Annotated in this window: 19 protein-coding genes; 11 read left to right on the top strand and 8 right to left on the bottom strand. The window is 59.7% G+C overall.

The genetic code is table 11. The features are described 5' to 3' along the window. The first annotated feature begins 55 nt into the window (after window positions 1-55). Window positions 56-688, top strand: a complete 633-nt coding sequence (locus BEN48_RS06090; RefSeq protein WP_125932501.1) for a hypothetical protein — start codon at window positions 56-58, stop codon at window positions 686-688. A gap of 69 nt (window positions 689-757) precedes the next feature. On the opposite strand, the gene BEN48_RS06095 is transcribed toward BEN48_RS06090, so the two are convergent. Together BEN48_RS06095 and BEN48_RS06100 are read right to left on the bottom strand one after the other, a co-directional pair. After that, the gene (locus BEN48_RS06095; RefSeq protein ID WP_083320806.1) at window positions 758-2,188 is read right to left on the bottom strand and encodes a GH1 family beta-glucosidase; all 1,431 of its coding nucleotides are present in this window, start codon (window positions 2,186-2,188) and stop codon (window positions 758-760) included. A gap of 255 nt (window positions 2,189-2,443) precedes the next feature. Further along, window positions 2,444-3,439, bottom strand: coding sequence for a glycosyltransferase family protein (locus BEN48_RS06100; protein ID WP_070733721.1), 996 nt, complete (start codon window positions 3,437-3,439; stop codon window positions 2,444-2,446). Window positions 3,440-3,837: 398 nt separating this feature from the next. On the opposite strand from BEN48_RS06100, the gene BEN48_RS06105 reads away from it, so the two are divergent. Both BEN48_RS06105 and BEN48_RS18665 read left to right on the top strand, forming a co-directional pair. Beyond that, window positions 3,838-4,428, top strand: a complete 591-nt coding sequence (locus BEN48_RS06105; RefSeq protein ID WP_070733722.1) for a hypothetical protein — start codon at window positions 3,838-3,840, stop codon at window positions 4,426-4,428. Window positions 4,429-4,605: 177 nt separating this feature from the next. Further along, window positions 4,606-5,145, top strand: coding sequence for a hypothetical protein (locus tag BEN48_RS18665; protein WP_125932502.1), 540 nt, complete (start codon window positions 4,606-4,608; stop codon window positions 5,143-5,145). Between the two features lie 501 nt (window positions 5,146-5,646). Here the strand turns inward: BEN48_RS18665 and BEN48_RS06110 are convergent. After that, window positions 5,647-6,159 carry an NUDIX domain-containing protein gene (locus tag BEN48_RS06110; protein WP_070733723.1) on the bottom strand — a complete coding sequence of 171 codons (513 nt, stop codon included), beginning with the start codon at window positions 6,157-6,159 and terminating at the stop codon, window positions 5,647-5,649. A gap of 305 nt (window positions 6,160-6,464) precedes the next feature. Here BEN48_RS06110 and BEN48_RS06115 point away from each other — a divergent pair, with 305 nt between their 5' ends. Continuing rightward, a complete protein-coding gene (locus BEN48_RS06115) occupies window positions 6,465-7,949 on the top strand; it encodes a DEAD/DEAH box helicase (protein ID WP_070733724.1) in 1,485 nt (494 codons plus the stop codon). A gap of 257 nt (window positions 7,950-8,206) precedes the next feature. Beyond that, window positions 8,207-8,704, top strand: a complete 498-nt coding sequence (locus BEN48_RS06120) for a hypothetical protein (protein ID WP_070733725.1) — start codon at window positions 8,207-8,209, stop codon at window positions 8,702-8,704. A 159-nt stretch (window positions 8,705-8,863) separates the two neighbouring features. On the opposite strand, the gene BEN48_RS19050 is transcribed toward BEN48_RS06120, so the two are convergent. From BEN48_RS19050 to BEN48_RS06125, 3 genes are all read right to left on the bottom strand, one after another. Further along, window positions 8,864-9,037, bottom strand: a complete 174-nt coding sequence (locus BEN48_RS19050) for a hypothetical protein (protein WP_158010111.1) — start codon at window positions 9,035-9,037, stop codon at window positions 8,864-8,866. Between the two features lie 1,034 nt (window positions 9,038-10,071). Continuing rightward, window positions 10,072-10,809 (bottom strand): helix-turn-helix domain-containing protein, encoded by a 738-nt coding sequence (locus BEN48_RS18045; protein ID WP_083320807.1) that lies wholly within the window; start codon window positions 10,807-10,809, stop codon window positions 10,072-10,074. Window positions 10,810-11,125: 316 nt separating this feature from the next. Further along, entirely contained in the window at window positions 11,126-12,892 is a 1,767-nt protein-coding gene (locus tag BEN48_RS06125; protein WP_083320809.1) for a L,D-transpeptidase family protein, read from the bottom strand. 401 nt (window positions 12,893-13,293) lie between these two features. Here BEN48_RS06125 and BEN48_RS06130 point away from each other — a divergent pair, with 401 nt between their 5' ends. The 3 genes from BEN48_RS06130 (at window position 13,294) to BEN48_RS06140 (ending at window position 17,340) form a co-directional block, all read left to right on the top strand. Further along, window positions 13,294-15,117, top strand: a complete 1,824-nt coding sequence (locus BEN48_RS06130) for a M1 family metallopeptidase (RefSeq protein ID WP_070733727.1) — start codon at window positions 13,294-13,296, stop codon at window positions 15,115-15,117. 101 nt (window positions 15,118-15,218) lie between these two features. Beyond that, entirely contained in the window at window positions 15,219-16,154 is a 936-nt protein-coding gene (locus BEN48_RS06135; protein ID WP_070733728.1) for a cyanophycinase, read from the top strand. Window positions 16,155-16,353: 199 nt separating this feature from the next. Continuing rightward, window positions 16,354-17,340, top strand: a complete 987-nt coding sequence (locus tag BEN48_RS06140; protein ID WP_070733729.1) for an aldo/keto reductase — start codon at window positions 16,354-16,356, stop codon at window positions 17,338-17,340. 96 nt (window positions 17,341-17,436) lie between these two features. On the opposite strand, the gene BEN48_RS06145 is transcribed toward BEN48_RS06140, so the two are convergent. Further along, window positions 17,437-18,378, bottom strand: coding sequence for an isoaspartyl peptidase/L-asparaginase family protein (locus BEN48_RS06145; RefSeq protein WP_070733730.1), 942 nt, complete (start codon window positions 18,376-18,378; stop codon window positions 17,437-17,439). Window positions 18,379-18,503: 125 nt separating this feature from the next. Between BEN48_RS06145 and BEN48_RS06150 the strand changes: the two genes are divergently transcribed. Further along, window positions 18,504-18,920: a DUF3127 domain-containing protein gene (locus tag BEN48_RS06150; RefSeq protein WP_070733731.1), complete on the top strand. Its 417-nt coding sequence runs from the start codon at window positions 18,504-18,506 to the stop codon at window positions 18,918-18,920. Between the two features lie 105 nt (window positions 18,921-19,025). Continuing rightward, a complete protein-coding gene (locus BEN48_RS06155) occupies window positions 19,026-19,652 on the top strand; it encodes an AlbA family DNA-binding domain-containing protein (protein ID WP_070733732.1) in 627 nt (208 codons plus the stop codon). 389 nt (window positions 19,653-20,041) lie between these two features. Here BEN48_RS06155 and BEN48_RS19650 read toward each other — a convergent pair whose 3' ends face one another. Beyond that, entirely contained in the window at window positions 20,042-21,595 is a 1,554-nt protein-coding gene (locus BEN48_RS19650) for an alpha/beta hydrolase-fold protein (RefSeq protein ID WP_241502192.1), read from the bottom strand. Between the two features lie 192 nt (window positions 21,596-21,787). Between BEN48_RS19650 and BEN48_RS06165 the strand changes: the two genes are divergently transcribed. Next, entirely contained in the window at window positions 21,788-22,438 is a 651-nt protein-coding gene (locus BEN48_RS06165) for an alpha/beta fold hydrolase (RefSeq protein WP_394330924.1), read from the top strand. The last annotated feature ends 64 nt before the right edge of the window (window positions 22,439-22,502 follow it).

A 22,502-nucleotide genomic window follows, 5' to 3' on the forward strand; every position in this document is an offset into this window, starting at 1 on the left:
TTGCATACTGGAACCCTGTTTCCGGTTGAATCCCTTGCCCCCAAAGCCGCCCCACGTGCCTGACACCATTCCTCCCGCCGCCCCTACCGGCCCCACGCCAAACGATTTCGCCAGCTTTTACCTCTACGGCCTCACCACCACTCCTTACCAGCAGTCTACTGACTTTGATAAGTTTGGTGAGCTCTACAAGCTCGTGGTGGGCGCGCACGGCGGGTTCAGCATTGCCAGCTCCTTCCATCCGTACCAGCTGCTCAATCCGGCCGGGGTGTCGGTGTGGTACACGGCCTTTGCGCAGTTCTACGCGCAGCCCAGCCGCATCGAAATGTTTGGGGAAATGACGCTGGAGAAAACACCTTTTCTGGTGGTGCCGCCCGCCTCTTTTGCCGAGTACCACGTGTGGCCCGATGCCCGGTTAACCCACGCCGAAAATCCCATTTTCAGCCGCTATGTCCCCTTCGTCATCCCGTTTCTGGTGCGCAAAGCTCCGGCAGCCCTGCGCTGGGACGCCGAAGTAGCCGCCGCCGGCGCCGACCGCGAGCGCCTGAGCTGGTACCTGGAGGCCGTGAAAGAAGCCATGCAGTTTCTGCAGCCGGCCCCGGCGCTGCTGCTGGGCTTCGGCGAGTTCGACGAGCAGCATCCGGAACAGCTCATTGAGAAATTCATGAACTGCCGCGAGCTGCTGCGCTAAAACGGCGCAGCCGCTACCTCTGTCAAGCGGAGCAGAGCAAAGCATCTCATCGCCGCCGAACGACTGGTTCTACCTTGCCAGTACCGGTTGCCCACCCAAAAAATCCCGGTACCACAGCCCCGAATCCTTCACGGTGCGGGCCTGGGTATCGTAGTCGATGTGAATGAGCCCAAAGCGGGGGCCGTAGCCTTCGGCCCACTCAAAATTATCGGTGAGGCTCCAGGAGAAATAGCCGCCCACGTCCAGGCCTTCCCGCCGGGCCCGCAGCACCTGCCCGATGGCCGCCTGCAGGTAGGCCCGCCGGGCCGGGTCGTGTACCCGGCCGCCCATTGCCACATCTGGGAACGCTGAGCCACTTTCAGTTACCAGCAATGTTGGCGCATTTGGATAAGCTGCAAACTGTTTTAACATTTGGTAAAGCGACTCCGGAAACACCTCCCAGCCCATGTCGGTGTGGGGCACGCCGCGCTGCTTGGCTGGCACCAGCGTGGCCCATTGCAGCGGCAGCCAGGGCGAAAACTTCACCACTTCGCGGGTGTAGTTCTGCACACCCCAGAAGTCGAAATCGAACTGCATGCGCTGGTCGTCGCCGGGTTTCTGGTAGCGCCCCAGCAGCCAGCGCAGGCCCGGCATCTCGGCCAGCGGATAACCCAGGCCCAGGGCAGGCTCCACAAAAAACCGGTTCAGGATGGCATCGGCGCGGCGGGTAGCGGCTTCGTCGTTGGCGTGGCCGGGGCGGTGCGGCGTGAGGTAGGAGCAGGAGAACGTGGTGCCCACCTGGGCCGAGCCGGGCAGCAGCGCACGCAGGGCGCGGCCGCCCTCGGCCTGGGCAAGCGTGGCGTGGTGCGCGGCGGCCAGAAACGCCCCCAGGTGCCGCCGGCCGGGCGCGTGCACGCCCAGCAAGTGCCCCGCCCCCACAAACGCCATGGGCTCGTTTAGCACCACCCAGTGCGCCACCCGGTCGCCAAGGCGGCGGGCCATGGCCTGGGCGTAATCGGCAAACCAGCCCACGATGTTGCGGTTGGTCCAGCCGCCGCGGGCCTGCAGGGCACTGGGCAGGTCCCAGTGGTAGAGCGTCAGCCAGGGGTTCAGGCCGCGCTCCAGGCAGGCATCTACCAGCCGGTCATAAAAGTCGAGGCCGGGCGGGTTCACGGTGCCCACGCCCGCGGGCAGCACCCGCGCCCAGGCGGTGGAGAACCGAAAATCGGTGAGGCCCAGTCCCTGCGCCAGGTCCAGGTCGGTTTGGTAGCGGTGGTGGAATTCGGTGGCCACGCGCCCGTGCTCGTTGCGCCGGATGGTGCCCTTGCGGCGGGTAAAATCGTCCCAAATGCTGGGTCCCTTGCCCTGCTCCTGCCAGGCGCCTTCTATTTGGTAAGCGGCGGTGGCGGCCCCCCAATGGAAATCGGGTCCGAAGTCGGCGCGGGAAAACGGCAGCGGCGCCGAAGCCGGGTAAAAGGCCGGGGGCAGCGGCTCCTCAAAGCGGGGTGGTGGTGTGGTCATGCGCAGGGCGCGGAAATGGGAGGTAGTGGGGGTTGTTGACGCGTCCGGCAGCGCGTTGCCTGCTGCTGAGGCTGTTTAGTAGTTCAAAAAAGAACGTCATGCTGAGCGTAGCCGAAGCATCTCTACCGCAGTAGTAATCCATGCCGAGGCAACGAAGCGGTAGAGATGCTTCGGCAAGCTCAGCATGACGTTCAGGTTCGTTCTTGAAATCCATGCAAGGCAGCTTCGCTTCAAAAACCACCCCTGCCGGGCACCCTACAGCTGTTCGCGAAGTAATTGGTCAATCACGGCGCCGGTCTGGTCAGGGTAATCCACGGCCACGGTGTCGACCTGGTGCAGCCATTGGTCTACTTTATCCAGGTTTTTGTCTTTGAGGTTTTTGATGATGGGCACGCCCATGCTGGCCAGCGCTGCCGCGTTGCACTGCTGCTCATACTGCTGCTTCATGGGCATGGCCAGCAGCTTTTTGCCCAGAAACAGGGCCTCGGCGGGGGTTTCGAAGCCGGCGCCGCACAACACGCCCGCCGACCGGGCCATGCTGTCGAGAAAAGCCGGGCCGCTCACCGGCTGCACGGCCACGTTGCCGTAGGTGGTGGCCTTGGTGCTGTGCTTGCTGAACACCTCCCACCGCACCGAGCGGCTCAGGTACTGCAGCCGCTCCACCAGGAAATGCTCCTCAAACGCGGGCAGGTACACCGTGTAGTGGCCTTCGTTGGTGGGGCTCAGCTCGCGCACGTGCTGCCGGATAACGGGCGTGAAGATGCCCGGCCCATAGGCCTGAAAATGAAAGCCGTACTGCGCCGTGCTGGGGGCGTAATGCTTGAGCACCGCCCGGCCCGCGGGGTCCTCCTCGTCGGGCCGGGGCGCCAGCGGGTGCAGCACCGCGCTTTGGTGGCTCAGGGCCACGCAGGGCACTTCGCGCAGCTTGCAGGCCCAGCTCGACACCGGCTCAAAGTCGCTGATGACCAAATCAAAATCCCTGACGGGCAGGTGGCGCACCTCGTGCAAAAACTTGGCGGAGTTGAACTGCAAAAACGTTTTGACGAAATCGATGCCGCCTTTTTTGCCGAACAGAAAACCCATGCCACGGGCACGGTGCTGCACCTCAAACGGAACGGGCAGGTCGGCCGGCGGACCACTGACCAGTATTTCGAGGTGTTCGCACCGGGCCTGCAGCAGGGGCACCACGTCGAGGGCGCGGGCTAGGTGGCCGTTTCCGGTGCCTTGGATGGCGTAGAGTATGCGGGACATAAGAAACTGTAAAACGACTTCTACGGCATATCTGACGCTGTGGGCGGCTTACCCGAGCTTAAATTCGGTCAGCTGCCCTCCCGGCGATTCAGAAAAACAGCTGGTGCGTCCGGCTGAGCTTGTCGAAGCATCTCTACCACAATCAGTAGAATCGAAAAATGCATGGTATTTTGGAAGCCAAATAATGGATTTATCCAGTTGCCAAAGTTCGCTCCGTTCGATGGATAGGGCTTCACAGCGGCGTCACCATTGCACCTGGTCTTTGGGGGCCTGGGCGGGCTTATGCAACTTTTTGGGGCGGTACGGCCGGGGTTTGCGCGGGAAGTAGTTTCTTTGTTGGACCGATTATCAGCATTCCTATTCTCATTGTGTTTTACCGCTTTAATTCAATCCCCGCTATGCCCACTTTTCCTCGCCTGATTCGCCACACGCTCACCGTTGGCCTGCTGAGCCTGCTGGCCGGGGCCGCCGCCGCCCAGCCCACCGGCAAAGCCGCCAAAGGCCGCAAGCGCTACACCTTTGCCCAAAGGGATGGCGTGTCGCCCTACGTGCAGAACGTGACCAAAAACACCGACGAGGAGCAGGACGTCGACGGCAGCTTCACCCGCCTCGGCTACCGCTCCTATACCGACATGCTCACCGAAATCGAAGCCCTCAAAAAGCTCAATAACTGGGCCGACACCACCTACCAGCGCCGGCTGGCGGCTCTGCCCGCCGGAGGCGTGCTCCTGGTCACCATTCACCGCCAGGGCCCCAAAAATGCCGAGCTGTCCAACCTCACCCTCACCGCCACCGACAAAACCGGCAAGGAAGTATTCGCCCAAACCCTGGCCCCCGGCAACGGCCGCTTCTTCGGCCGCGACCTCTACCAGGCCCAGCGCACCATTGCCTTCCCCAAAATGGACGCTCAGGAGCTGAACGTGAGCATCCGCGACGCCAAGCTTTACCAGACGTTTGAGTACACACTGACGCTGCCGGCGGTGCAGTAGCATTTGTCTAATGCCTCTCTATTTATGAATGGCGTACTTTGAGGAGGAGCTTACAAAATGATACTTGTGAAGAAGACTATATGAAAGGCCACTCTGTATCGACTAACCTTGATAAGCTTGCAGTTTGTTTTAGAGATTTAAATATTACTGTTTTTGTAAAGTAAAGCTTCTTTATCCATGAAAATTATTGTCATCCTCTCGTTTGGGTTACTTGTAGGGTGTAAAGCCTTTGATAAAGTGGCTTGTTACGATGAAAAACTCAAGAAGGCCAGCAGTAGTACAGTATATCGCGAAACTCATGCCAGCGCTTCTGTTAGTATACCCAGATTGATAGCGGAGAAGAATTATAATCCAATGTATAGAACCGCTTTTGTTGATTCTTCGATTGTGTACGCTTCCAAAATAGATGAGGCCATTTTCTTTAGTCCTGACAGCAGCAAATGCGTGGTGCCTGTTTTACTGCAGACAACAGCCAATGAGGACTTTGACCAAATCCTTTATTTCCATGGAACGCGGAATACCAGTGGATGGACCTTTGCTACGAATAGATTGCCTGAAGTACCAGAAGTGCGCTCTTTGGTAAAGAAAAAAATGGTCGAGGGCCAATGGGTTAATCACTCTTTAGCGACCCTTTCCCAACGAGCTCGACTAAAGGCCCTTAATTTTGAAATTATAGACCGCCGTGGGTGTGCGATTGACCCTAAATTTTGGTTTTAAGAGTAATATTATATTTATTAGATTTAAACACTTAAAACATGAGGCAGCAATGAGTTAATCCAGGTAATTAATGGTTGGCGTCGGGATTGCACAAGACGGATATTCATAGATTTTTCGAACGCAACTTGAATCGAAGGTCTCTACTTTTCTGGTTCCCATTAGTCAACTCATGCCATGCTGGGAATGGTTTCTGGATTATTTCATTCGCCAAGCTGACATTTGCTACCAAGGACCGCACCCAGCAGATTATACCATGTTTGTGCCCCGGTTGGTGCCAGTGCTACGTTGTGCCGTGACGGAGTTGTCTAGGATGCTTATGTGCGGTAAACACTAGGATTACAACCTGTGGGCCAGCAGTTTTGAACACGGCGGCAATGGAACAAACGGACCCGTCACCGGGCGCTGAATTGCCTTAATACCAAGCCTGGCCGTGAACCTTCGCTTCGTTCTGTAGGCTTCCCTTCAAAGTAGTTCATCCATTAATAGAGGTTAGATTCCAGTTTACTCCCGCAGCCGCACCCACTGCACTGCCAGCACTGTTTTCGCATCGCGCAACGGCTCGGCTGCCAGCGCTTCCCAGCTCAGCTCCACCATTTCGATGTTCTCGTTTTCTTCGGCCAGCCCGCCGCCAGCGCCGGTTTTGTGGCTTACCTCGGCGTAGTACACGGTAATTTCCTCGGAGCTGGTGCCCGGCGAGGGCCAGATGCACACGATTTCCTCCAGCCGGTTCACATCGTAGCCCAGCTCCTCGTGAATCTCGCGGCGCACGGCGGTTTCGGGGGCTTCGTTGCCGTCTATCATGCCGGCGGCTATTTCCAGAATGTCGGCTTCGGGGCCGATGCGGAACTGGCGGGTGAGGACGTACACCTGCCGGGCCGTGTCGTAGACCAGGGCGGCCACGGCTTTGCCGGGCGCAAATTGCTCACGTCGGAGCTGCTGGTCGCCGTCCTGAACGATTAGCTGGTTGACTTTGTAGTGACCATTGAAAACCTGGGTCCGCTCGATAATCTGCATGTTCGGATTACTATGTTGTACCTTTGTTGACACCAGGGCCGCCGTCGGAGCAGCCCGCTGCCCGGCTGCGTCGGGCAAAGCCACGCGCCTCGGCTGCCTCCGCAAGTAAGCGCACCTCACCCCAACTTCTCTTTATTCAGGGAATCTGACGGCCTCCGACGAGCCGCCAACCCCGCCCACGTCCGGCACCGTCGGCGTGGCCATGCCCGCCTGTGCTTCCGCACGAGGCGCTCCCTATTGCTGCGCGGCCCCTTGTTGGCTCCAGCCCCCCCCACCCGAACTATTCGAGTACCAAACCCCCACACATGACGTTTGACGATTTAAACCTGATTGACCCCATCCTCAAAGCCCTCAAAGAGGAAGGATACACTACCCCCACTCCCATCCAGGAGCAAGCCATTCCCCACGTGCTCGAAGGCAAAGACCTGCTGGGCGTGGCCCAGACCGGCACCGGCAAAACCGCGGCCTTCACCGTGCCCATTCTGCAGGTGCTGCACCGCACCGCCCAGGTATCGAACCACGCCCCGCGCGCCATTCGCTGCCTCGTGCTCACGCCCACCCGTGAGCTGGCCATCCAAATCAACGAAAGCTTCGGCGCCTACGGCCGCCACCTGAGCCAGATTCGCCACACCGTTATTTTCGGCGGCGTGAGCCAGGGCTCGCAGGTTGCGCAGCTCAAGCGCGGCGTAGAAGTACTCATCGCCACCCCCGGCCGCCTGCTCGACCTCATGAACCAGGGCTTCGTGGACCTGCGCCAAGTGGAAGTGTTCGTGCTCGACGAAGCCGACCGCATGCTCGACATGGGCTTCATCAACGACATCAAGCGCATTCTGCCCAAGCTGCCCACCAAGCGCCAGACCCTGTTTTTCTCGGCCACCATGCCCGGCCAGATTCAGGAGCTGGCCAGCACCATCCTGCGTCCCAACCCGGTGCGCGTGGCCGTGACGCCCGTGAGCAGCACCGCCGACACCGTGACCCAATCGGTGTACCTGGTGGAAAACAACGACAAGCCCGCCCTGCTCCGCCACATCCTGCAGGACCGCGAGATTAAACGGGTGCTGGTTTTCACCCGCACCAAGCACGGCGCCGACAAAGTGGTGAAAGCCCTGGCCGCCAACCAGATTCCGGCCGAAGCCATTCATGGCAACAAAAGCCAGAACCACCGCCAGCGGGCCCTGTCCAACTTCAAAGCCGGCAGCACCCGCGTGCTGGTGGCCACCGACATCGCCGCCCGCGGCATCGACGTGGACGAGCTGACGCACGTTATTAACTACGAAATCCCGAACGAGCCCGAAACCTACGTGCACCGCATTGGCCGCACCGGCCGGGCCGGCGCGTTCGGCACCGCGTTTTCGTTTGTGGAAGACGAGGAGCGCGCCTACCTGCAGGACATCCAGAAGCTCATCAGCCGCCAGATTGACATCGAAGCCGAGCATCCGTTCGTGTCGGGCCGCATCAAGCCGGTGATGCTGCACGGCAACGAGCGCATCATCCGGCCCAAAGGCCCGGCGGGTCGTCCGGCCCGTTCCGGTCCCCGCGAGGGTGGCAATGGCGGCGGCGGTCGTTCCGGCGGTGGCCAGGGCGGCGGACGCTCCGGTGGCGGCCGTCCCAGCGGCGGCGGCGAGCGCAGCAGTCGCCCCGCTCCAGCGGCGGGCAGTGGCCAGTCGGACACGTCGCGCCGCTTTGGCAGCGGCGGTGCCCGCGTGAACGTGGGCGGCAACCGCGAAGGCGGTGACCTGGGCGGCCGGCGTCGCGGCGATGCCGGCGGCACCCGCCGCGGCTCGTTCTAAGCGCCATCACAGGCTGCTTTGATTAAAAGAACGTCATGCTGAGCTTGCCCAAGCATCTCTACCGCAACGCTAATCCCATGCGAAATGGAATAGTAGCGCGGTAGAGATGCTTCGGCAAGCTCAGCATGACGTTCTTTTGTATTGGGCACATTTTCAAGCAAAGAGCAATGAGGCCAGGAAAACTTTTTCCGGGCCTCATTGCTTTTTATAGCAGATTACGTGCTTGTTCGCCCCTAATTACTCCCTATTCGGTTCCTATGGCTCAGCCCACGCTTCCTGTTATCCAAGCCCTGCGCGACACGGCCCAGCGTCTCGCCACCCAAGCGCCCTACCAGTGGGGCCATATGGGCAGCTGCAACTGCGGCCACCTCGCCCAAACCGTCACGCGCCTCACCAAAGCTGAGATTCACGCCCGCGCCATGCAGCGTTACGGCGACTGGGAGCGGCAGCTCATTGACTATTGCCCCACCAGCGGCCTGCCCATCGACCAGACCATCGACGAGATGCTGGCCCTGGGTTTCTCCCGCACCGACCTCACCCACCTGGAGAAAATTTCTGACCCCACTATTCGGGCAGCCATAGCGTTTGAGCGACGCGACACCCTCCGCCACAACCAGCGCGACGACGTGGTGCTCTATCTCCGCACCTGGGCCGACCTGCTGGAGCGCGACCTGCTGGCCGGCATCACCCTGCCCAGCTTCACCACCCAGCCCGTGCCCACCCCCGCCTTCGCGGCTGTCGCGGCAGAGGCCTGAGTCAACGGCGATTTTTAAACCCGGCCTTTACGGCCTGACTACTTCACCCAAGTCCAACAGAAAACGCCCCTGCCATATTTGGCGGGGGCCGTTTTCTGTTGGGACTTGGGCTGGACTTATTGAACAGCCGCAGAGGCCACAATAAGCTTCGCCTGGAAATTAGCGGGTGACGTTGGAGCGCTGGGCTTCGCGGTAGCCTTCGGCGCGGTGGGCGCGCTTGTAGGCGGCATCAGCCGACGGGTCCTTTTCAGCGTCGGGGGCCTGGGAGCAGGAGGCGGTCAGGAACATTGCCGCGGCAGCGGCCAACCAAAGATTCGTGCGGGTCAGTTTCATACTGCGAAGGTAGCCTCTCGCCGCCAATTGAACAACCACTCCCACCAAAGTTGACGGCCAAGATGCGGTCCATTTGTGCTGACCGCAACAGCAACGGGTCATTCTGATTGGGGGTTGATAGTTGCGTCGGCCGGCTATAATCACCCATTTACAATTGACAACTGGAGCATTTATCCCCTCATCGGTCCGTGCTGACCACCTCCCTCAAATGCCAGGCACCCCTCACGTAAAGGCTGTGCCCCATACCTCAGTTTTCAGCTGTCTGCTAGGTGCCGGCTACTACTTGGAAATGCATTTGGAGCCAGGATTCATCGCTCAATAGCTTAGCATACGGCCCAGCCCGCCCGCAACCACAATACTACTTTTCATAGTCAGCTTACAGCCTATAAGATTAGCATCATCGCCTACTCCACGCGCTGGGCTGCAACCAACTCTCTTAGTTAAACAAAAGCTCAATCCAAAGTAAATTTCTCCATTTCAAATCGAAAAACACCCCTCACTAACATTCACTCAACACTTTCGTTAGTTAGTGCAATTGATTTGGTTATTAATAACTTATGAACAAAATAAAACATTCAATTAACACCAGCAATTAGCCCCCATTCTACTTAGCATCAAGTAAACCTGAATATAAGAATCTTACTCACTGGTGAGCGTAGGATACCAACGAATAGCATTACTTTAAAAGCCCCTTTGCAACAACCTGATAATTTGTGTTATGCCGTTAATAGCAAACAGGGATGACAGCATTAACTACCAGCCGCTTGAGTTTTATATACGACTCCTATCCGCCGCCGGATGGGCGCATGGGCAAGACTTTTTCCATTAAAACAAAGTGGGTAATGAGCACCTGACCTACGCCGGGGAGGACCCAAATCGCAAGCTGGGGTGCTACCTGCAAGCCGCAGTTCAGCCGGGGTCTCCCACATGCCCAGGCGTGTCGCGCCACCTAAAGCGTGCATGCTTTTAGAAAGGGCGCGCCAAGGCTATGCGGGAAAGCACCCCGTTGTTCTTACCCGTAAAGTATAAGGTTGCTACTCGGGCCGGTAGTCGGCGAAGGAGCCGTCGTGGTAGAAAATGACAATCCGACGGATTGGCTTTTCTGTCCGGGCCAGCAGGGCCGTGGTGGCGGGCGTCGCTTCGATAGAGTCGGGGCCGGCTGGAATGATTGGGGCCTCAACACTAACTGCTGCAGTAACTACTGGTGCAGCTGGCTGAGCAACAGGAGCCGCGACAGCGGCTACGGGCTCCACTTCCACAGCCGGAGCTTCCGTTAGCACCTGAGGAACAGGGCCGGACGCAGGCTGACGGGGCGCTGGGGCAGCCGTAGGCGCAAACCGCTTGGGTTCCGGTGGTGCAGAACCCCCACCCGTGGCAGCCAATCGGCTAGGTTTTGTAGGCGTTTCGGGGCTGGGAGAGCGGTTTGGAGCGGCCTCCGGGGCACCGACGGGTGCTTCAGCAACTCCCAGCACAACTTCCTGGGGTGGCACCGGGGCTACTTTAGGTTCGGTGGGAGCAGATGGGGCTTGTGCGGCGGGCTGAACCTGAGGGGCAATGGGCGCACCGGCCAGCATGGTCCCGGTGCCATTGAGCAGCCAGGCCATTGATAAGTCTGGCATAGCGGCCAGAATCCGCTGTACCACTTCTAAACTGGGCTTGTTGCGGCCCGACAGAATGTGGCTGACGATAGGGCGCGCGATGCCAATGGAATCAGCAAATTGTGTAGGAGTGAGCTGGCGAGTTTCCAGCAACGTCCGAATACGCTCGACCATCTATAAAGGTTTGGTTACAAATGTACATAAATGTTTTCCTGAATTAAAAAATATTTTTAGAGAAAATATTTGGATGTGATTACAATTCTGAACTATGTTTGCATTACATTTGTATCATATCAATCCAAAACGTATGAACACCGATTTCTACTCGTCCGTTATAATTGTAATCAATCTGGCGAGTGTGTGTATTGCTTGTGGCGTTATTTATATGATAAAACAAAAGAGCCCGGCAACTGAGAAGTTGTCGGGCTCTTATATATCGTGGATCCGCGTGGAGGAGCAGGCCCGTAAGGCTCAGCCCACCAAGATTCGTTTAATTGAAATACTCGCGGGCTAGCTTTTTGTCGTGTCCGTAGATATCCTTGCGGAAGTGGGGGTGCCCGTCGGCATCGGCCCAGGCCGTGAAATACACCAGATAAACGGGGAGCTTTTCTTTCAAGGTAATGTACTTCTCCCGGCGTCGTGAGATAGTATCCAGGATGGTCTGCTGGTCCCAGCCCGCTTTTTTCCGGAGCAGGTAGGTGGCCAGCTTGATGGGCTCTTTCACCCGTACGCACCCGTGGCTGAAGCTGCGATTGGTTTGCGAAAACAGCTCATCGTGGGGGGTATCGTGCAGGTAGATATCGTTGCTATTTGGGAAAATGAACTTCACATCGCCTAGGTCATTCTTCGGGCCGGGCCGGCGCCGTAGCGTGTACTTAAAATTTTCCCGGGTCACGTTTGCCCAGTCTACGCTGCTGGGGTCGATGGGCGTGGCCTTGGCGCCCCAGCCCTTCACCACCTCCATATCGAGACGGTCGAGGTAGTTGGGGTTGGCCACGAGCTTGCCACGTAGCTCCTTTTCAATGATGCTAAACGGCACGTTCCAGTAGGGGGCCAGCACCACGTACTCCAGCTTATCGCTGAAGATGGGGGTTTCGTTGAGAACCTTGCCCACAATCACGGGCATCTTCATCACCTCCTTGTTGTCCTCCACCACGTGCAGGGTGTACTCGGGAATGTTTACCAGCAGGTAGTCCGGCTCAAACTTCTTGGGGAGCCACCGCCACCGCTCCATGTTCAGAATAAGCTGGTCGATGCGGGTGCCAATGGGCACGTTGAGGGCCTGCAGGGTTTCGCCGCCCACAATGCCGTCGGGGCGCAGGCCAGCGTCCTGCTGGAAGGCTTTCACGGCTTGTACCAGTTCCGGGCCGTAGAGCGCATCGGCGGGGGCTGCAGGCGTTGAAGGTGTGCCGCCCTCACGCTGCGACACCGGTACGGCCGTAGGGGCCGCAGCGGGCTGCGGGCTGCCGGCATCGCCCAAAAGGCGCCGGTGCAGAGCCGCTACGGCGGGCGACGACTGCCCCGGGCGAAGCTTCAGGCTGGCCGGAAGCACGGGCCAGCCGCCAGCCCGCTCCTGTTCCCGGTAAGCGGCCAGGGCCTTTTTCAGGTTGTCGTACTCGGGGTGCAGGGGGGCAAATTCGTAGTAGTTGTAGCGGCTTTTGCGCTCGCCCAGGAAGGTGAGCAGGGCTTTGTTGAGCTTGATTTTGTTGGGCTTCACCTGCCAGGCGGTGTTCTTGTTATCGCGCGGGTTGGCAATGCCACGGTAGTAGTCGGACCCCCACTTCATGTAGGTACCCGTCAGGGCCACATCTATCTGCTGCTCCAAAGCATTACGCTTCGCGCTGTCGGACTTGGCCTGTTCGAATTCAGCCAGCATTTTTTTTAAGTCCTTAACCTGGTATTCCTTAGGATTAAGACCCTCATCCTGGGCTTTAGCTATAATCTGCTGAAGAGTTTCCACCTGTTCTACGGGCTCATGGTCTTTGAACCAGGCCAGCTTGAACCCCCGCTCGCGGTAGAAGCGCCGGGCCGTGGCCAAATGGGGCTTAAACGCCGGCTCGGCCCGCAGGGTGTTGATGATGTAGGTGCTATCGAGCAGCGGCTGAGGACCCAGGGGAACCGAGGAGAACAGACCGCCTACTTTCTCAGCCACGGCCGAGCTGCCTTGCTCAGAGCCGCAGGAAGTGAGTGTGGTGCTGCCGGCCACTGCAATTAGCAGCACCCACAACACGGAAGAAAATCGAAAAAGTAAGGACATGGATGGGAGTTAAGCGAAAAGAACATAAGCCACGGGCAACCGCCACGGGCTAGGCATTGTACTGCCAAGCGGCGAGCGTGGTTGCGCAGCAAGCCGAGAGGCTGTCCTGATGCAAAGTACGCAAGTGCCGGCCAGAGCTTGTACTTCCACTGGCCGTAATCATGCCAACTTTAGGTTTCCACCGTACTTCAACCCAGTCCAGCGCCTGGGTCTGCTGGGCTTGCCCGGGTCACCTGAGGGCCTGGTAGCGTTGCCTTAACGCACCGGAAGCCGGGCCCGTTAAGCTGGCTAGCAGGCACGCGCCGGCGCTACGCCGGGCTTACCAGCAAAAAGCACTTTCCTTGTCTGCTGCCGCCGCCGCGGTCGTTTTTCACCTCTGTCATTTTTTTAACCTCTAGCTCATGGCCCCTCCTTTCTCTTCGCCAGCCCCGTTGCCTTCTCTGGCGCCCGACCCGCACAGCTACGCCGGGCGCAGCACGGCGCGGGTCAGCCATCTTGCCCTCGCCCTCACCGTGGACTTTGATCACCATACGCTGGCGGGCAGCGCCACCTGGCAGCTGGACAACCCGGCCGCGGCCACCGAAGTGGTGCTCGACACGCGCGACCTCCACATTGAGGCAGTAGAACTGCTCGACAAAGCCGGCGACACCACCCCTGCCACCTTCGCCCTGGGCACCGCCGACCCGACCCTGGGGCAGGCCCTGCACGTGGCCATAGCGGCCGATACCTCCGCCCTGCGTGTACGCTACCGCACCGCTCCCACCGCGGCCGCCCTGCAGTGGCTGGCCCCCGCCCAAACGGCCGGCACGCAGCCCTTCCTCTTCACGCAGTCGCAGGCCATACTGGCGCGCACCTGGCTGCCGTGCCAGGACTCGCCGGGCATTCGCTTCACCTACGAGGCCAGCCTGCAGGTACCGGCCCACTTGCTGGCCTTGATGAGCGCCGAGAACCCCACGGCCCGCAGCGCCACCGGAGCCTACACCTTTCGGATGAGTCAGCCCATTCCGGCTTACCTCATGGCACTGGCGGTGGGCGACCTGGCTTATGCTCCGCTTAGCCACCGGACCGGCATCTACGCCGAGCCTGCTACGCTGCCCGCGGCCATGTACGAATTTGCCGACCTGGAAAAGATGGTGGCCGCGGCTGAACAGCTCTACGGCGCCTACCGCTGGGAACAGTACGATTTACTTATGTTACCTCCAAGTTTTCCCTTTGGAGGAATGGAAAACCCTAGATTAACATTTGTTACACCAACAATTCTGGCCGGCGACCGGAGTTTGACTAGCTTGGTGGCCCACGAGCTTGCACATTCGTGGTCAGGCAACCTGGTTACAAATGGAACGTGGAATGATTTCTGGCTCAACGAGGGGTTTACGGTGTATTTCGAGCGCCGCATCATGGAACATTTGTATGGCCGCGACTACGCCGACATGTTGCAGGTGCTGGGCCGCGATGCTCTGCACGACACCATAGCCGAGCTGGGGGCCGACAGCCCCGATACCCATCTGCGCCTGCAGCTTGCCGGCCGCGACCCCGACGAAGGCCTCACGGAAATAGCATACGAAAAAGGGTGCGCGCTCCTTCTCACCCTGGAAAGCCTTATTGGCCGGCCCCGCCTCGATGCCTTTATAAAGGAGTACTTCGCTCGCTTCAGTTTCCGGGCCATGGACACGGCCACCTTCCTCGCCTACCTCCGCACCGAGCTACTGGATAAGGAAGCGGGGCTGGAGGAGCAGCTGCACCTGGGCGCGTGGGTAGACGGCCCGGGCCTGCCTTCTTCCGCACCGGCCGTCAGTTCGAGCCGGTTTGCGGCGGTAGAGGAGGTGTTGCACCGTTTGGCGCGCGGCACGGCCCCCGGTGCTCTGGTGCCAGCCACCACCGAGTGGAGCAGCCACGAGTGGGTGCATTTTCTGCACGGCCTCCCGCCTACCCTTTCCGCCGACGAACTCCGGCCCATCGACGATGCGTTTCACTTCACTGCTTCCGGCAACGCCGAAATCAGCACGGCCTGGTTTGCGCACACGCTGCGGGCCGGGTACGCCGCGGCGCTGCCGGCCGCCGAAAACTTTTTGCGGCACGTGGGCCGGCGCAAATTTCTGGTGCCGCTGTACCGCGCCCTGCTGGCTACGCCCGACGGACCCGTTCGGGCGCGGGCTATTTATGCCCAGGCGCGCGCCAATTACCATTCCGTGGCAACCGGCACCCTCGATTCGCTAATGGAGTAGCGCACGAAAGGGCTTCCGGCCCGAACTTTGCGCCGGGCTCCCTGCTTGCGTTATTGCATAGCCCAAGCTGTTTTGATTTTTTCAGTAATTGTAGACATCCGTTGAAAAGCACCATCCCTCTCGGTAAACTCATCGCCGTGGGCGGCAACGAGGACAAAGGCACTTACCCCAACCCTCGCACCCGCCGCAAGTACTACCTCAACTTTTTTGAGTTGGGCATCCTCAAGCGCATTGTGCTGGAAACCGGCAAACTCGACCCGCGCATTGAAGTCATTACCACGGCTTCGATGATTCCGGAAGAGGTGGGGCCGATATACACGGGCTCCTTTGCCATGCTCAACTGCCTGAACGTGGGCATTATGGATATCCGTACCGTGGAAGACGCCCAGCAGCCAGAGTACCTGGAGCGTCTGAGGGTGGCCGATGTCGTCATGTTTTCGGGTGGCAACCAGTCGCGGCTGCGCGAAATGTTCGGCGACACTGAGTTTCTGAAACTCATGATGCAGCGCTACTACGCCGAGTCGCATTTCGTGATTGCCGGCACCAGCGCGGGCGCCATGGCCATGTCGCAGTACATGATTCGCGGCGGCTCGGTGCCCGATGCCCTGCTGAAAGGAGCCGTGAAGATGGGCAGCGGCCTGGGCCTGCTGGCCGCTGCCGTCATCGACTCGCACTTTATAAAGCGGGGCCGGTTTGGCCGCCTCATCGAGTCGGTGGCCCTGCACCCCAAGCTCATCGGCATCGGGCTAGGGGAAGATACCGGCGTGCTCATCACCCAAGGCAATCTGGTGGAAACCATTGGTTCCAACCTGGTTATCATTCTTGACGGGCACAGCATTCAGCACAATAACGCGGCCGCTGCCAAAAAAGGCACCGTGCTTTCGGTGGAGAACATTACCATGCACGTGCTGGCCAAGGGCAACGTGTATGACATGGAGCACCGCAAATTCTACGTGAGCAAAGACGCCCAGGCCGCGCACAGCCAGCCCTCGCCCGTGGTCGTTACTTCTTCGGAGCCTACTTCGGTGCCGTCCTAGCAGCTGCCGGGGCCTCAATTCTTCTGGAACCGGCACCTTTTGCGATACTATATAATAAGGAGTCCGCTCATCTCATGGATAGGCGGACTCTTTTTGCTACCGCACCGGCCGGTTTGCGTACGCTAAGCTCCGTGGCGGAGTGCTGGGGCTCCCCCTACCCGGCCGCGTCATCGTTTTATTTCACCACAACACCAACTTCATGAACTATCGCAAACTTGGCAAGACGGGGCTTTCCGTTTCAGAAATTAGCCTGGGCACCTGGCAGGTTGGGGGCAAATGGGGCGACCCGTTCAGCCACGCTAACGCCGACCACATCCTGAACGCGGCCGCCGACGCGGGCATCAACTTCATTGACACCGCCGATGTATACAGCGACGGCGAAAGCGAAAAGGCCGTGGGCCGGCTGGTGCGCTCGCGTTCTGAGCCGATTTACGTGGCCACCAAATGCGGGCGGCAGCTCAACCCGCACGTAGCCGATGCGTACCAGCCCGCCAAGCTGCGCCAGTTTGTGGAAGACAGCCTGCGCCGCATGCAGCTCGATGTGCTGGACCTGGTGCAGCTGCATTGCCCCCCCACCGAAGTTTACTACCGGCCCGAAATATTTGAGGTGTTCGACCGGTTGCGGGAGGAAGGCAAAATCCGGCACCTGGGCGTGAGCGTCGAAAAAGTGGAGGAAGGACTAAAGGCCATCGAATTTCCGAACGTGGCCACCGTGCAGCTCATATTTAACATGTTCCGGCAGCGGGCTCCAGAGCTGCTTTTTAAAGAAGCGGCCCGCCGCGACGTGGGAATTATTGTGCGGGTGCCGCTGGCCAGTGGCCTGCTCACAGGCAAGTTCTCAGCCGAAACCAGCTTCTCGGCCGATGACCACCGCAACTTCAACCGCAACGGCGAAACCTTCGACAAAGGCGAAACCTTCGCGGGCGTCGATTATGAGACCGGTCTGGCCGCTGTGGAGGAGCTAAAAGCAGCCTTGCCCGGCCAGCCGCAGCTTGCGGCCCTGGCCCTGCGCTGGATTCTGATGTTCGACGAGGTGAGCTGCGTCATTCCCGGAGCCTCCCGGCCCGAGCAAATCATCTCCAATCTGCAGGCCGCCGACTTGCCCGCCCTTACTAAGGAGCAAATGCAGGCCGTGCGCGAGGTGTACGACCGCAAAATCAAGCCGCTGGTTCACTACACCTGGTAGTCAGGTTAGGTAATCGTGCAGAAGGCAGCGTACTAAATTCAGCATGACTGCTTTTTCTACTGCCGGCACACTGTCTAACCTCAACAACCGACAACCCTACTTATAAATGGCTATCATGGCCTCGCCCCCTTCGGTGCGGCTGCCGCGGTACATGCCATCGGAGTTGAAGGGCAGGGTTACGTTGCCGGCGGCGTCCACGGCAATCAGGCCGCCCTCGCCGCCATCGGGGCCGAGCTTGTCGTGCACCACCACGCGGCAGGCTTCTTCCAGAGAAAGGTTTTTATACTCCATCAAACACGCCACGTCGTAGGCCGCAACCGCCCGAATAAAATATTCGCCGTGCCCCGTGCAGCTGATGGCGCACCGGGCATCGGCCCAGGTGCCCGCCCCGATGAGGGGCGTGTCGCCGATGCGGGCGTAGCGCTTGTTGGTCATGCCGCCGGTGCTGGTGGCGGCGGCAAGGTGGCCGTGGGCATCGCGGGCCACGGCGCCCACGGTGCCTTTTTTCCAGTTGGGGTCCGGGACCGGGGCGGGCGTGGCCTGGCTGTGGTCGAGGCGCATGCGGCCTTCGCGCAGGGCTTCCTGTAGCTGGTCGAAGCGGTGCTGGGTGAAAAAATAATCCGGCGATTGCAGGGGCAGACCGTGTTCGCGGGCCAGCTCGTCGGCGCCGGGGTAAGCCAGCAGCACGTGCTCGGTTTGGTCCATCACGAGGCGGGCGGCCCGGATGGGGTTTTGTACCTGGCGCACCCCGGCCACGGCCCCGGCCCGGCGGGTGTGCCCGGCCATGAGGGCGGCATCCATCTCGTGGTGGCCTTCGTGGGTGAACACCGCGCCGCGCCCGGCATTGAACAACGGGCAGTCTTCGAGGCTGCGCACCACGGCTTCGACCGAATCGAGGGCCGAAGCGCCGTCGCGCAACATGCCGTACCCTGTGTCTAGAGCGGCTTCCAGCGCAGAACGGTAGCGTTTTTCATCGGCCGGAAGCAGCGATGCGCGGGCAATGGTGCCAGCGCCGCCGTGGATTGCAAGTGCGAACATTAGGGAATAAAAATGTGAAGAATATTGGGCCTAAAGGTACTCCAAGGGAACGGGCAGCGGGCGGCTAGTGTTTTTTTTCGTAGGTTTGACCCTCAAGAATTCTAATCCCCAAACACCCTACTTTTATGGCATACGACGTAACCGGCCGGCTGCACGAAATATTTGACGAACAGCAGGTAAGCGAGAAATTCCGCAAGCGCGAGTTCGTGCTCGAAGTCCAGGACGGCCAGTATCCCGAGCATATCAAGTTTCAAATGGTTCAGGACAAAACCAGCCTCATCGACCCCTACAAAATGGGTGATGAGGTGAAGGTTACCTTCAACCTGCGCGGCCGTGGCTTCAACAAAAACGGCCAGATGCTGTACTTCACCAACCTGGAAGCTTGGAAGATTGAGTCGGCTTCGGGTGGCAACGGCAGCTTCGGCGGTGGCCAGCAGCAGGCGGCTCCCCGCCCCGCGGCTCAAAACCAAAACCCCACGCTGCGCGCTCAGCCTTCGGCAGCGCCCATCGCCAGCGACGACGACAACGACCTGCCTTTCTAGGCACTGTCCCGCTGCGGCCGCTCAGTGGCCACAGTAAACCACAAAAATGCCGCCTCCGCTCACCGGAGGCGGCATTTTTTATTTGCGACCGCCGTATACTAGGCCATGGACTTAGTTGAGCTGATTGCGCGCGGCGAAGGCGAAGCGCTGGAATTCAAACAGAAAACCACCCACCCCTCCCGCATTTCCCGCACCCTGGTGTCGTTGGCCAACACCCGCGGGGGCCAGGTGCTGGTGGGCGTCGACGATGCCGGCCGCATTGTGGGCATTCGCGATGCGGAAGAGGAACGGTATGTGCTGCACGAGGCCGCCCGGCACTACGTAGAGCCAGCCCTCACCACGCTAGAGTTCAACGAGTTGGAATTAGACGGCCGCACCGTACTGGTAGTAACCGTGCCCGAAAGCGCCAACAAGCCGCACCGCGCCCAAGTAGCTCCCGGCGACTGGCGCGGCTACGTGCGCGTGCACGATGCCAGCGTGCAAACCAGCGGCCTCACCGAAAAAGTACTGGGGCGCCAGCAGCCAGACTCCCGCTTCGAAACCATTCCGCTCACCCGGCAGGAGTTGGCCGTGCTGGAGTATTTGCGTACGCACCCGCGCATCACGCTGGGCCAGTACATGAAACTGGTGAATTTTGGCAAACGTCGGGCCTTTCAAACCCTCATCAAGCTGGTGCTGCACGGCTACATCCGCCACCACGACAAGGAAAAAGAGCCGTACTATACCCTCTGACCACGGATTGGCAGGATTCACACGGGTTTTGTAGTTGACACGGGGTGGTTTCGCTCGCCAGGCATCATACAAAAGGCCACTCGCAGGAGTGGCCTTTTCTTATTTTAAGGTCGAATTAATCGTCCAAAAATCCGTGAAATCCATTTAAATCCACGCCAATCCGTGGTCTACTCCTGCTTGCGGGCGCGGGCAACCTTCTTCTCGTCCTTCTCGGCTTTTTTCTCTTTGGTGGTTTTAACGGGTTCTTTCTTTTTCTCTTTGCGGGCGTCTTGTGCTTTGGCCATGATTGAAAAGAAGGGTTAGGTTAGTAAATGCTAAAATGATGAATTGCCGACGCGCGGGGTGGCCGGTGCGTTGTGCCGGGCGAAGGTAGAAGTTTTGCGGAAATCTTACAGAATGGGCAGGTACCGCTCCCGGATGATGTTGAGGTGGTGCAGCTCGTGGCCGGGCACGATAAAGAGCAGCGCCCGCACGGTGTTGGGCCCGCCGTTGGCAGTGCCGCGGCGGTCCAGCTGCTCGTCGGTAAAACTATTGAACATGGCCAGGGTAGCGGCACGGGTAGCCTCGTATTCAGCCAGGAGGCTGGCCACGGAGCGGCTATTTGCCCCGCTGTAAACAACGTACTCGTCCTGGTCGAAGCCCGGCAAATCCTGGCTGTCGCCCCGGCCAAAGCGCATGGCGCGGTACCCGAACACGCGCTCGGAATCTATTTGATGCAGCAGCATTTCCTTGAGCGACCATTTGCCGGGGGCGTAGGATTTCTCCGCCTGCTCCTCGGTCAGGCCAGAAAAGATTTCCTGAATGGCCTGGGTCTGGGTCTGCAGGGCTTCCCGCGGGTCGGTGCCTTCGGGCACAAGGTTGATGTAGCTGCCGGCGTAGGGCAGAAAGTCGCCGTCGACGGGGCGCGAAATGGGCATGGCTGGCGTGTACAAATGAGAAATAATGGGAACAGCAGGTGGCAAAACCGCCCCAACCGTAGGCGCCAGCACCAGGGGCGGCGCAGCAGCAGCAACGGCGGGGGCAGCAGTTGACGGCACAATGGCTGGGACCAGGGCGGGGTCGAGGTGCAGGCGCACCACGGGCAGAGGCGCCGGCAGCGCGGCAGTGCTACCCTCCTGCCCAAACGCCCACGTCAGAAAGTCGGGCATTACCCGGCCCCAGGTGTCGGGGTGGTGATGGCCGCCTTCTACCTGCACGTAGCGAATGGCTTGGTTGACATCCATTCCGCCCATTACCAAGGCATCAATCAGGTCGAGGCAGTCTTCCAGGGAGTCAATAACGCCGTTGTCGTTGCGGTCGTTGCGCTCGTCGAGCGTGCCGATTTGCAGCCAGAATCGGTGGCGGGGGTGCGGCGGCCGGGCCTGCACCAGCCCGTGCATGATGCGGTCGGCGGGGGTATAGCCGGCGCCCACCGCCCGGTGGCGCCACCAGAACGAGCCGGAAAAAACGCCCGCCCGCTCAAATACTTCGGGATGATGCCAAACCACGTCAAAAGCCGAGAGCCCGCTTAGCGAAAAGCCCGCCATGACGGCGTGGGCGGGATTGGCCGATGCCTGGTACCGCGCCTGCGCAAAAGGCAGCAACTCTTCCAGCAGAAAGCGGGAGTAGGCGCCCGCCAGGCCGCCGCGGCCGTTGAAATCGGCGTGCGCTGCGGTGCCGTATTCCTGCACGCGCTGTTCGTTGGCGTGCACAGCCACTACTATAAAGGGGTACACGGCGTGGGCAGCGTACAATTTATCGAGTGTGGCCTGAAAATGCAGGCGCTCCAGGTCCTGCCCATCGTTCAGGTACAGCACGGGGTACTCGGGGCGGGCGGCCGTGGTGGCGGGCGGCAGCAGGATGCTCAGCTCCACATCGCGCGCCAAGAAGCTGGATGCCAGCACTTCCCGCACTAATCGGGTGCCGGCAGGGAAAGCGGAAGGGCTGGAAGCATCATGAAGCATCTAACAAAGTAACGCCACCCGCCTGAGTTGGCAGGCAAGTGGCCTTAAAACTGGCCGAATATGGCGAGCCCGTTATTTTTTACTAGTTTGCCGTACAGGAACTAGTCCAACAGCCCTTCACCTTAATCCGCCTTCTCCGTGCACGAACAACACCGTCGTTTTTACTCGCACCACCTCGGCCAGGATATTGACATGCTGGTTTTTGGCACCTGGGGCTTCCCCGTCGTCATTTTTCCCACTTCGGGGGGCCACGACAACGAAGCCCGGGACTTTAAGCTCATCGAGGCGGCCCGCCCCCTGATAGAAGCTGGCCGCGTGAAGCTGTACTGCATCGATAGCGTCGACCGGTTTTCATGGTACGCCAAGCACCTGCATCCTTCCATTCGGGTGCAGAACCACGGGTTCTACGACCAGTTTTTGAGCGACGAGTTGGTGCCCATGCTGCAACAGGAGTGCAACGTGGACAAGATTGGCGTGGCAGGCTGCAGCTTTGGCGGCTACCAGGCGCTGAATTTTGCCTTCCGCCACCCCAACCAGGTCGCGCACCTCTTCACGATGGGCGCCGCTTTCGACATCCGGCAGTTTATGGACGGCTACCACGACGACAACGTGTATTTCAACAACCCGCCCGAGTACCTGCCCGGCGCGCAAAGCGAGCATTTCCACTGGATGAACATCATCCTGGGCACGGCGGAACATGACTTCTGCAAAAATTCCACCTTCGACATTTCCCGTATTCTGAGCGAAAAAGGCATCAGCCACACGCTGGACGTGAAGCCCTTCGGCGACCACGACTGGCCCGTGTGGCGCGAAATGTTTCCGCAGTACCTCAGCACAATTTAGGCGGCATCGGGGCAGGCGGGTCTATCAGGGCTTTTCCGGGGCTGCCTCGCGTGGGTTTTCACGC

The organism is Hymenobacter glacialis (genome assembly GCF_001816165.1).
GTDB classification, from domain to species: domain Bacteria; phylum Bacteroidota; class Bacteroidia; order Cytophagales; family Hymenobacteraceae; genus Hymenobacter; species Hymenobacter glacialis.

Bases quoted from the DNA above. Each gene is read 5' to 3' on its own strand.
- BEN48_RS06095 (WP_083320806.1), bottom strand. From the start codon at position 2,188: ATGACCACACCACCACCCCGCTTTGAGGAGCCGCTGCCCCCGGCCTTT.
- BEN48_RS06100 (WP_070733721.1), bottom strand. From the start codon at position 3,439: ATGTCCCGCATACTCTACGCCATCCAAGGCACCGGAAACGGCCACCTA.
- BEN48_RS06105 (WP_070733722.1), top strand. From the start codon at position 3,838: ATGCCCACTTTTCCTCGCCTGATTCGCCACACGCTCACCGTTGGCCTG.
- BEN48_RS18665 (WP_125932502.1), top strand. From the start codon at position 4,606: ATGAAAATTATTGTCATCCTCTCGTTTGGGTTACTTGTAGGGTGTAAA.
- BEN48_RS06110 (WP_070733723.1), bottom strand. From the start codon at position 6,159: ATGCAGATTATCGAGCGGACCCAGGTTTTCAATGGTCACTACAAAGTC.
- BEN48_RS06115 (WP_070733724.1), top strand. From the start codon at position 6,465: ATGACGTTTGACGATTTAAACCTGATTGACCCCATCCTCAAAGCCCTC.
- BEN48_RS06120 (WP_070733725.1), top strand. From the start codon at position 8,207: ATGGCTCAGCCCACGCTTCCTGTTATCCAAGCCCTGCGCGACACGGCC.
- BEN48_RS19050 (WP_158010111.1), bottom strand. From the start codon at position 9,037: ATGAAACTGACCCGCACGAATCTTTGGTTGGCCGCTGCCGCGGCAATG.
- BEN48_RS18045 (WP_083320807.1), bottom strand. From the start codon at position 10,809: ATGGTCGAGCGTATTCGGACGTTGCTGGAAACTCGCCAGCTCACTCCT.
- BEN48_RS06125 (WP_083320809.1), bottom strand. From the start codon at position 12,892: ATGTCCTTACTTTTTCGATTTTCTTCCGTGTTGTGGGTGCTGCTAATT.
- BEN48_RS06130 (WP_070733727.1), top strand. From the start codon at position 13,294: ATGGCCCCTCCTTTCTCTTCGCCAGCCCCGTTGCCTTCTCTGGCGCCC.
- BEN48_RS06140 (WP_070733729.1), top strand. From the start codon at position 16,354: ATGAACTATCGCAAACTTGGCAAGACGGGGCTTTCCGTTTCAGAAATT.
- BEN48_RS06145 (WP_070733730.1), bottom strand. From the start codon at position 18,378: ATGTTCGCACTTGCAATCCACGGCGGCGCTGGCACCATTGCCCGCGCA.
- BEN48_RS06150 (WP_070733731.1), top strand. From the start codon at position 18,504: ATGGCATACGACGTAACCGGCCGGCTGCACGAAATATTTGACGAACAG.
- BEN48_RS06155 (WP_070733732.1), top strand. From the start codon at position 19,026: ATGGACTTAGTTGAGCTGATTGCGCGCGGCGAAGGCGAAGCGCTGGAA.
- BEN48_RS19650 (WP_241502192.1), bottom strand. From the start codon at position 21,595: ATGCTTCATGATGCTTCCAGCCCTTCCGCTTTCCCTGCCGGCACCCGA.
- BEN48_RS06165 (WP_394330924.1), top strand. From the start codon at position 21,788: ATGCTGGTTTTTGGCACCTGGGGCTTCCCCGTCGTCATTTTTCCCACT.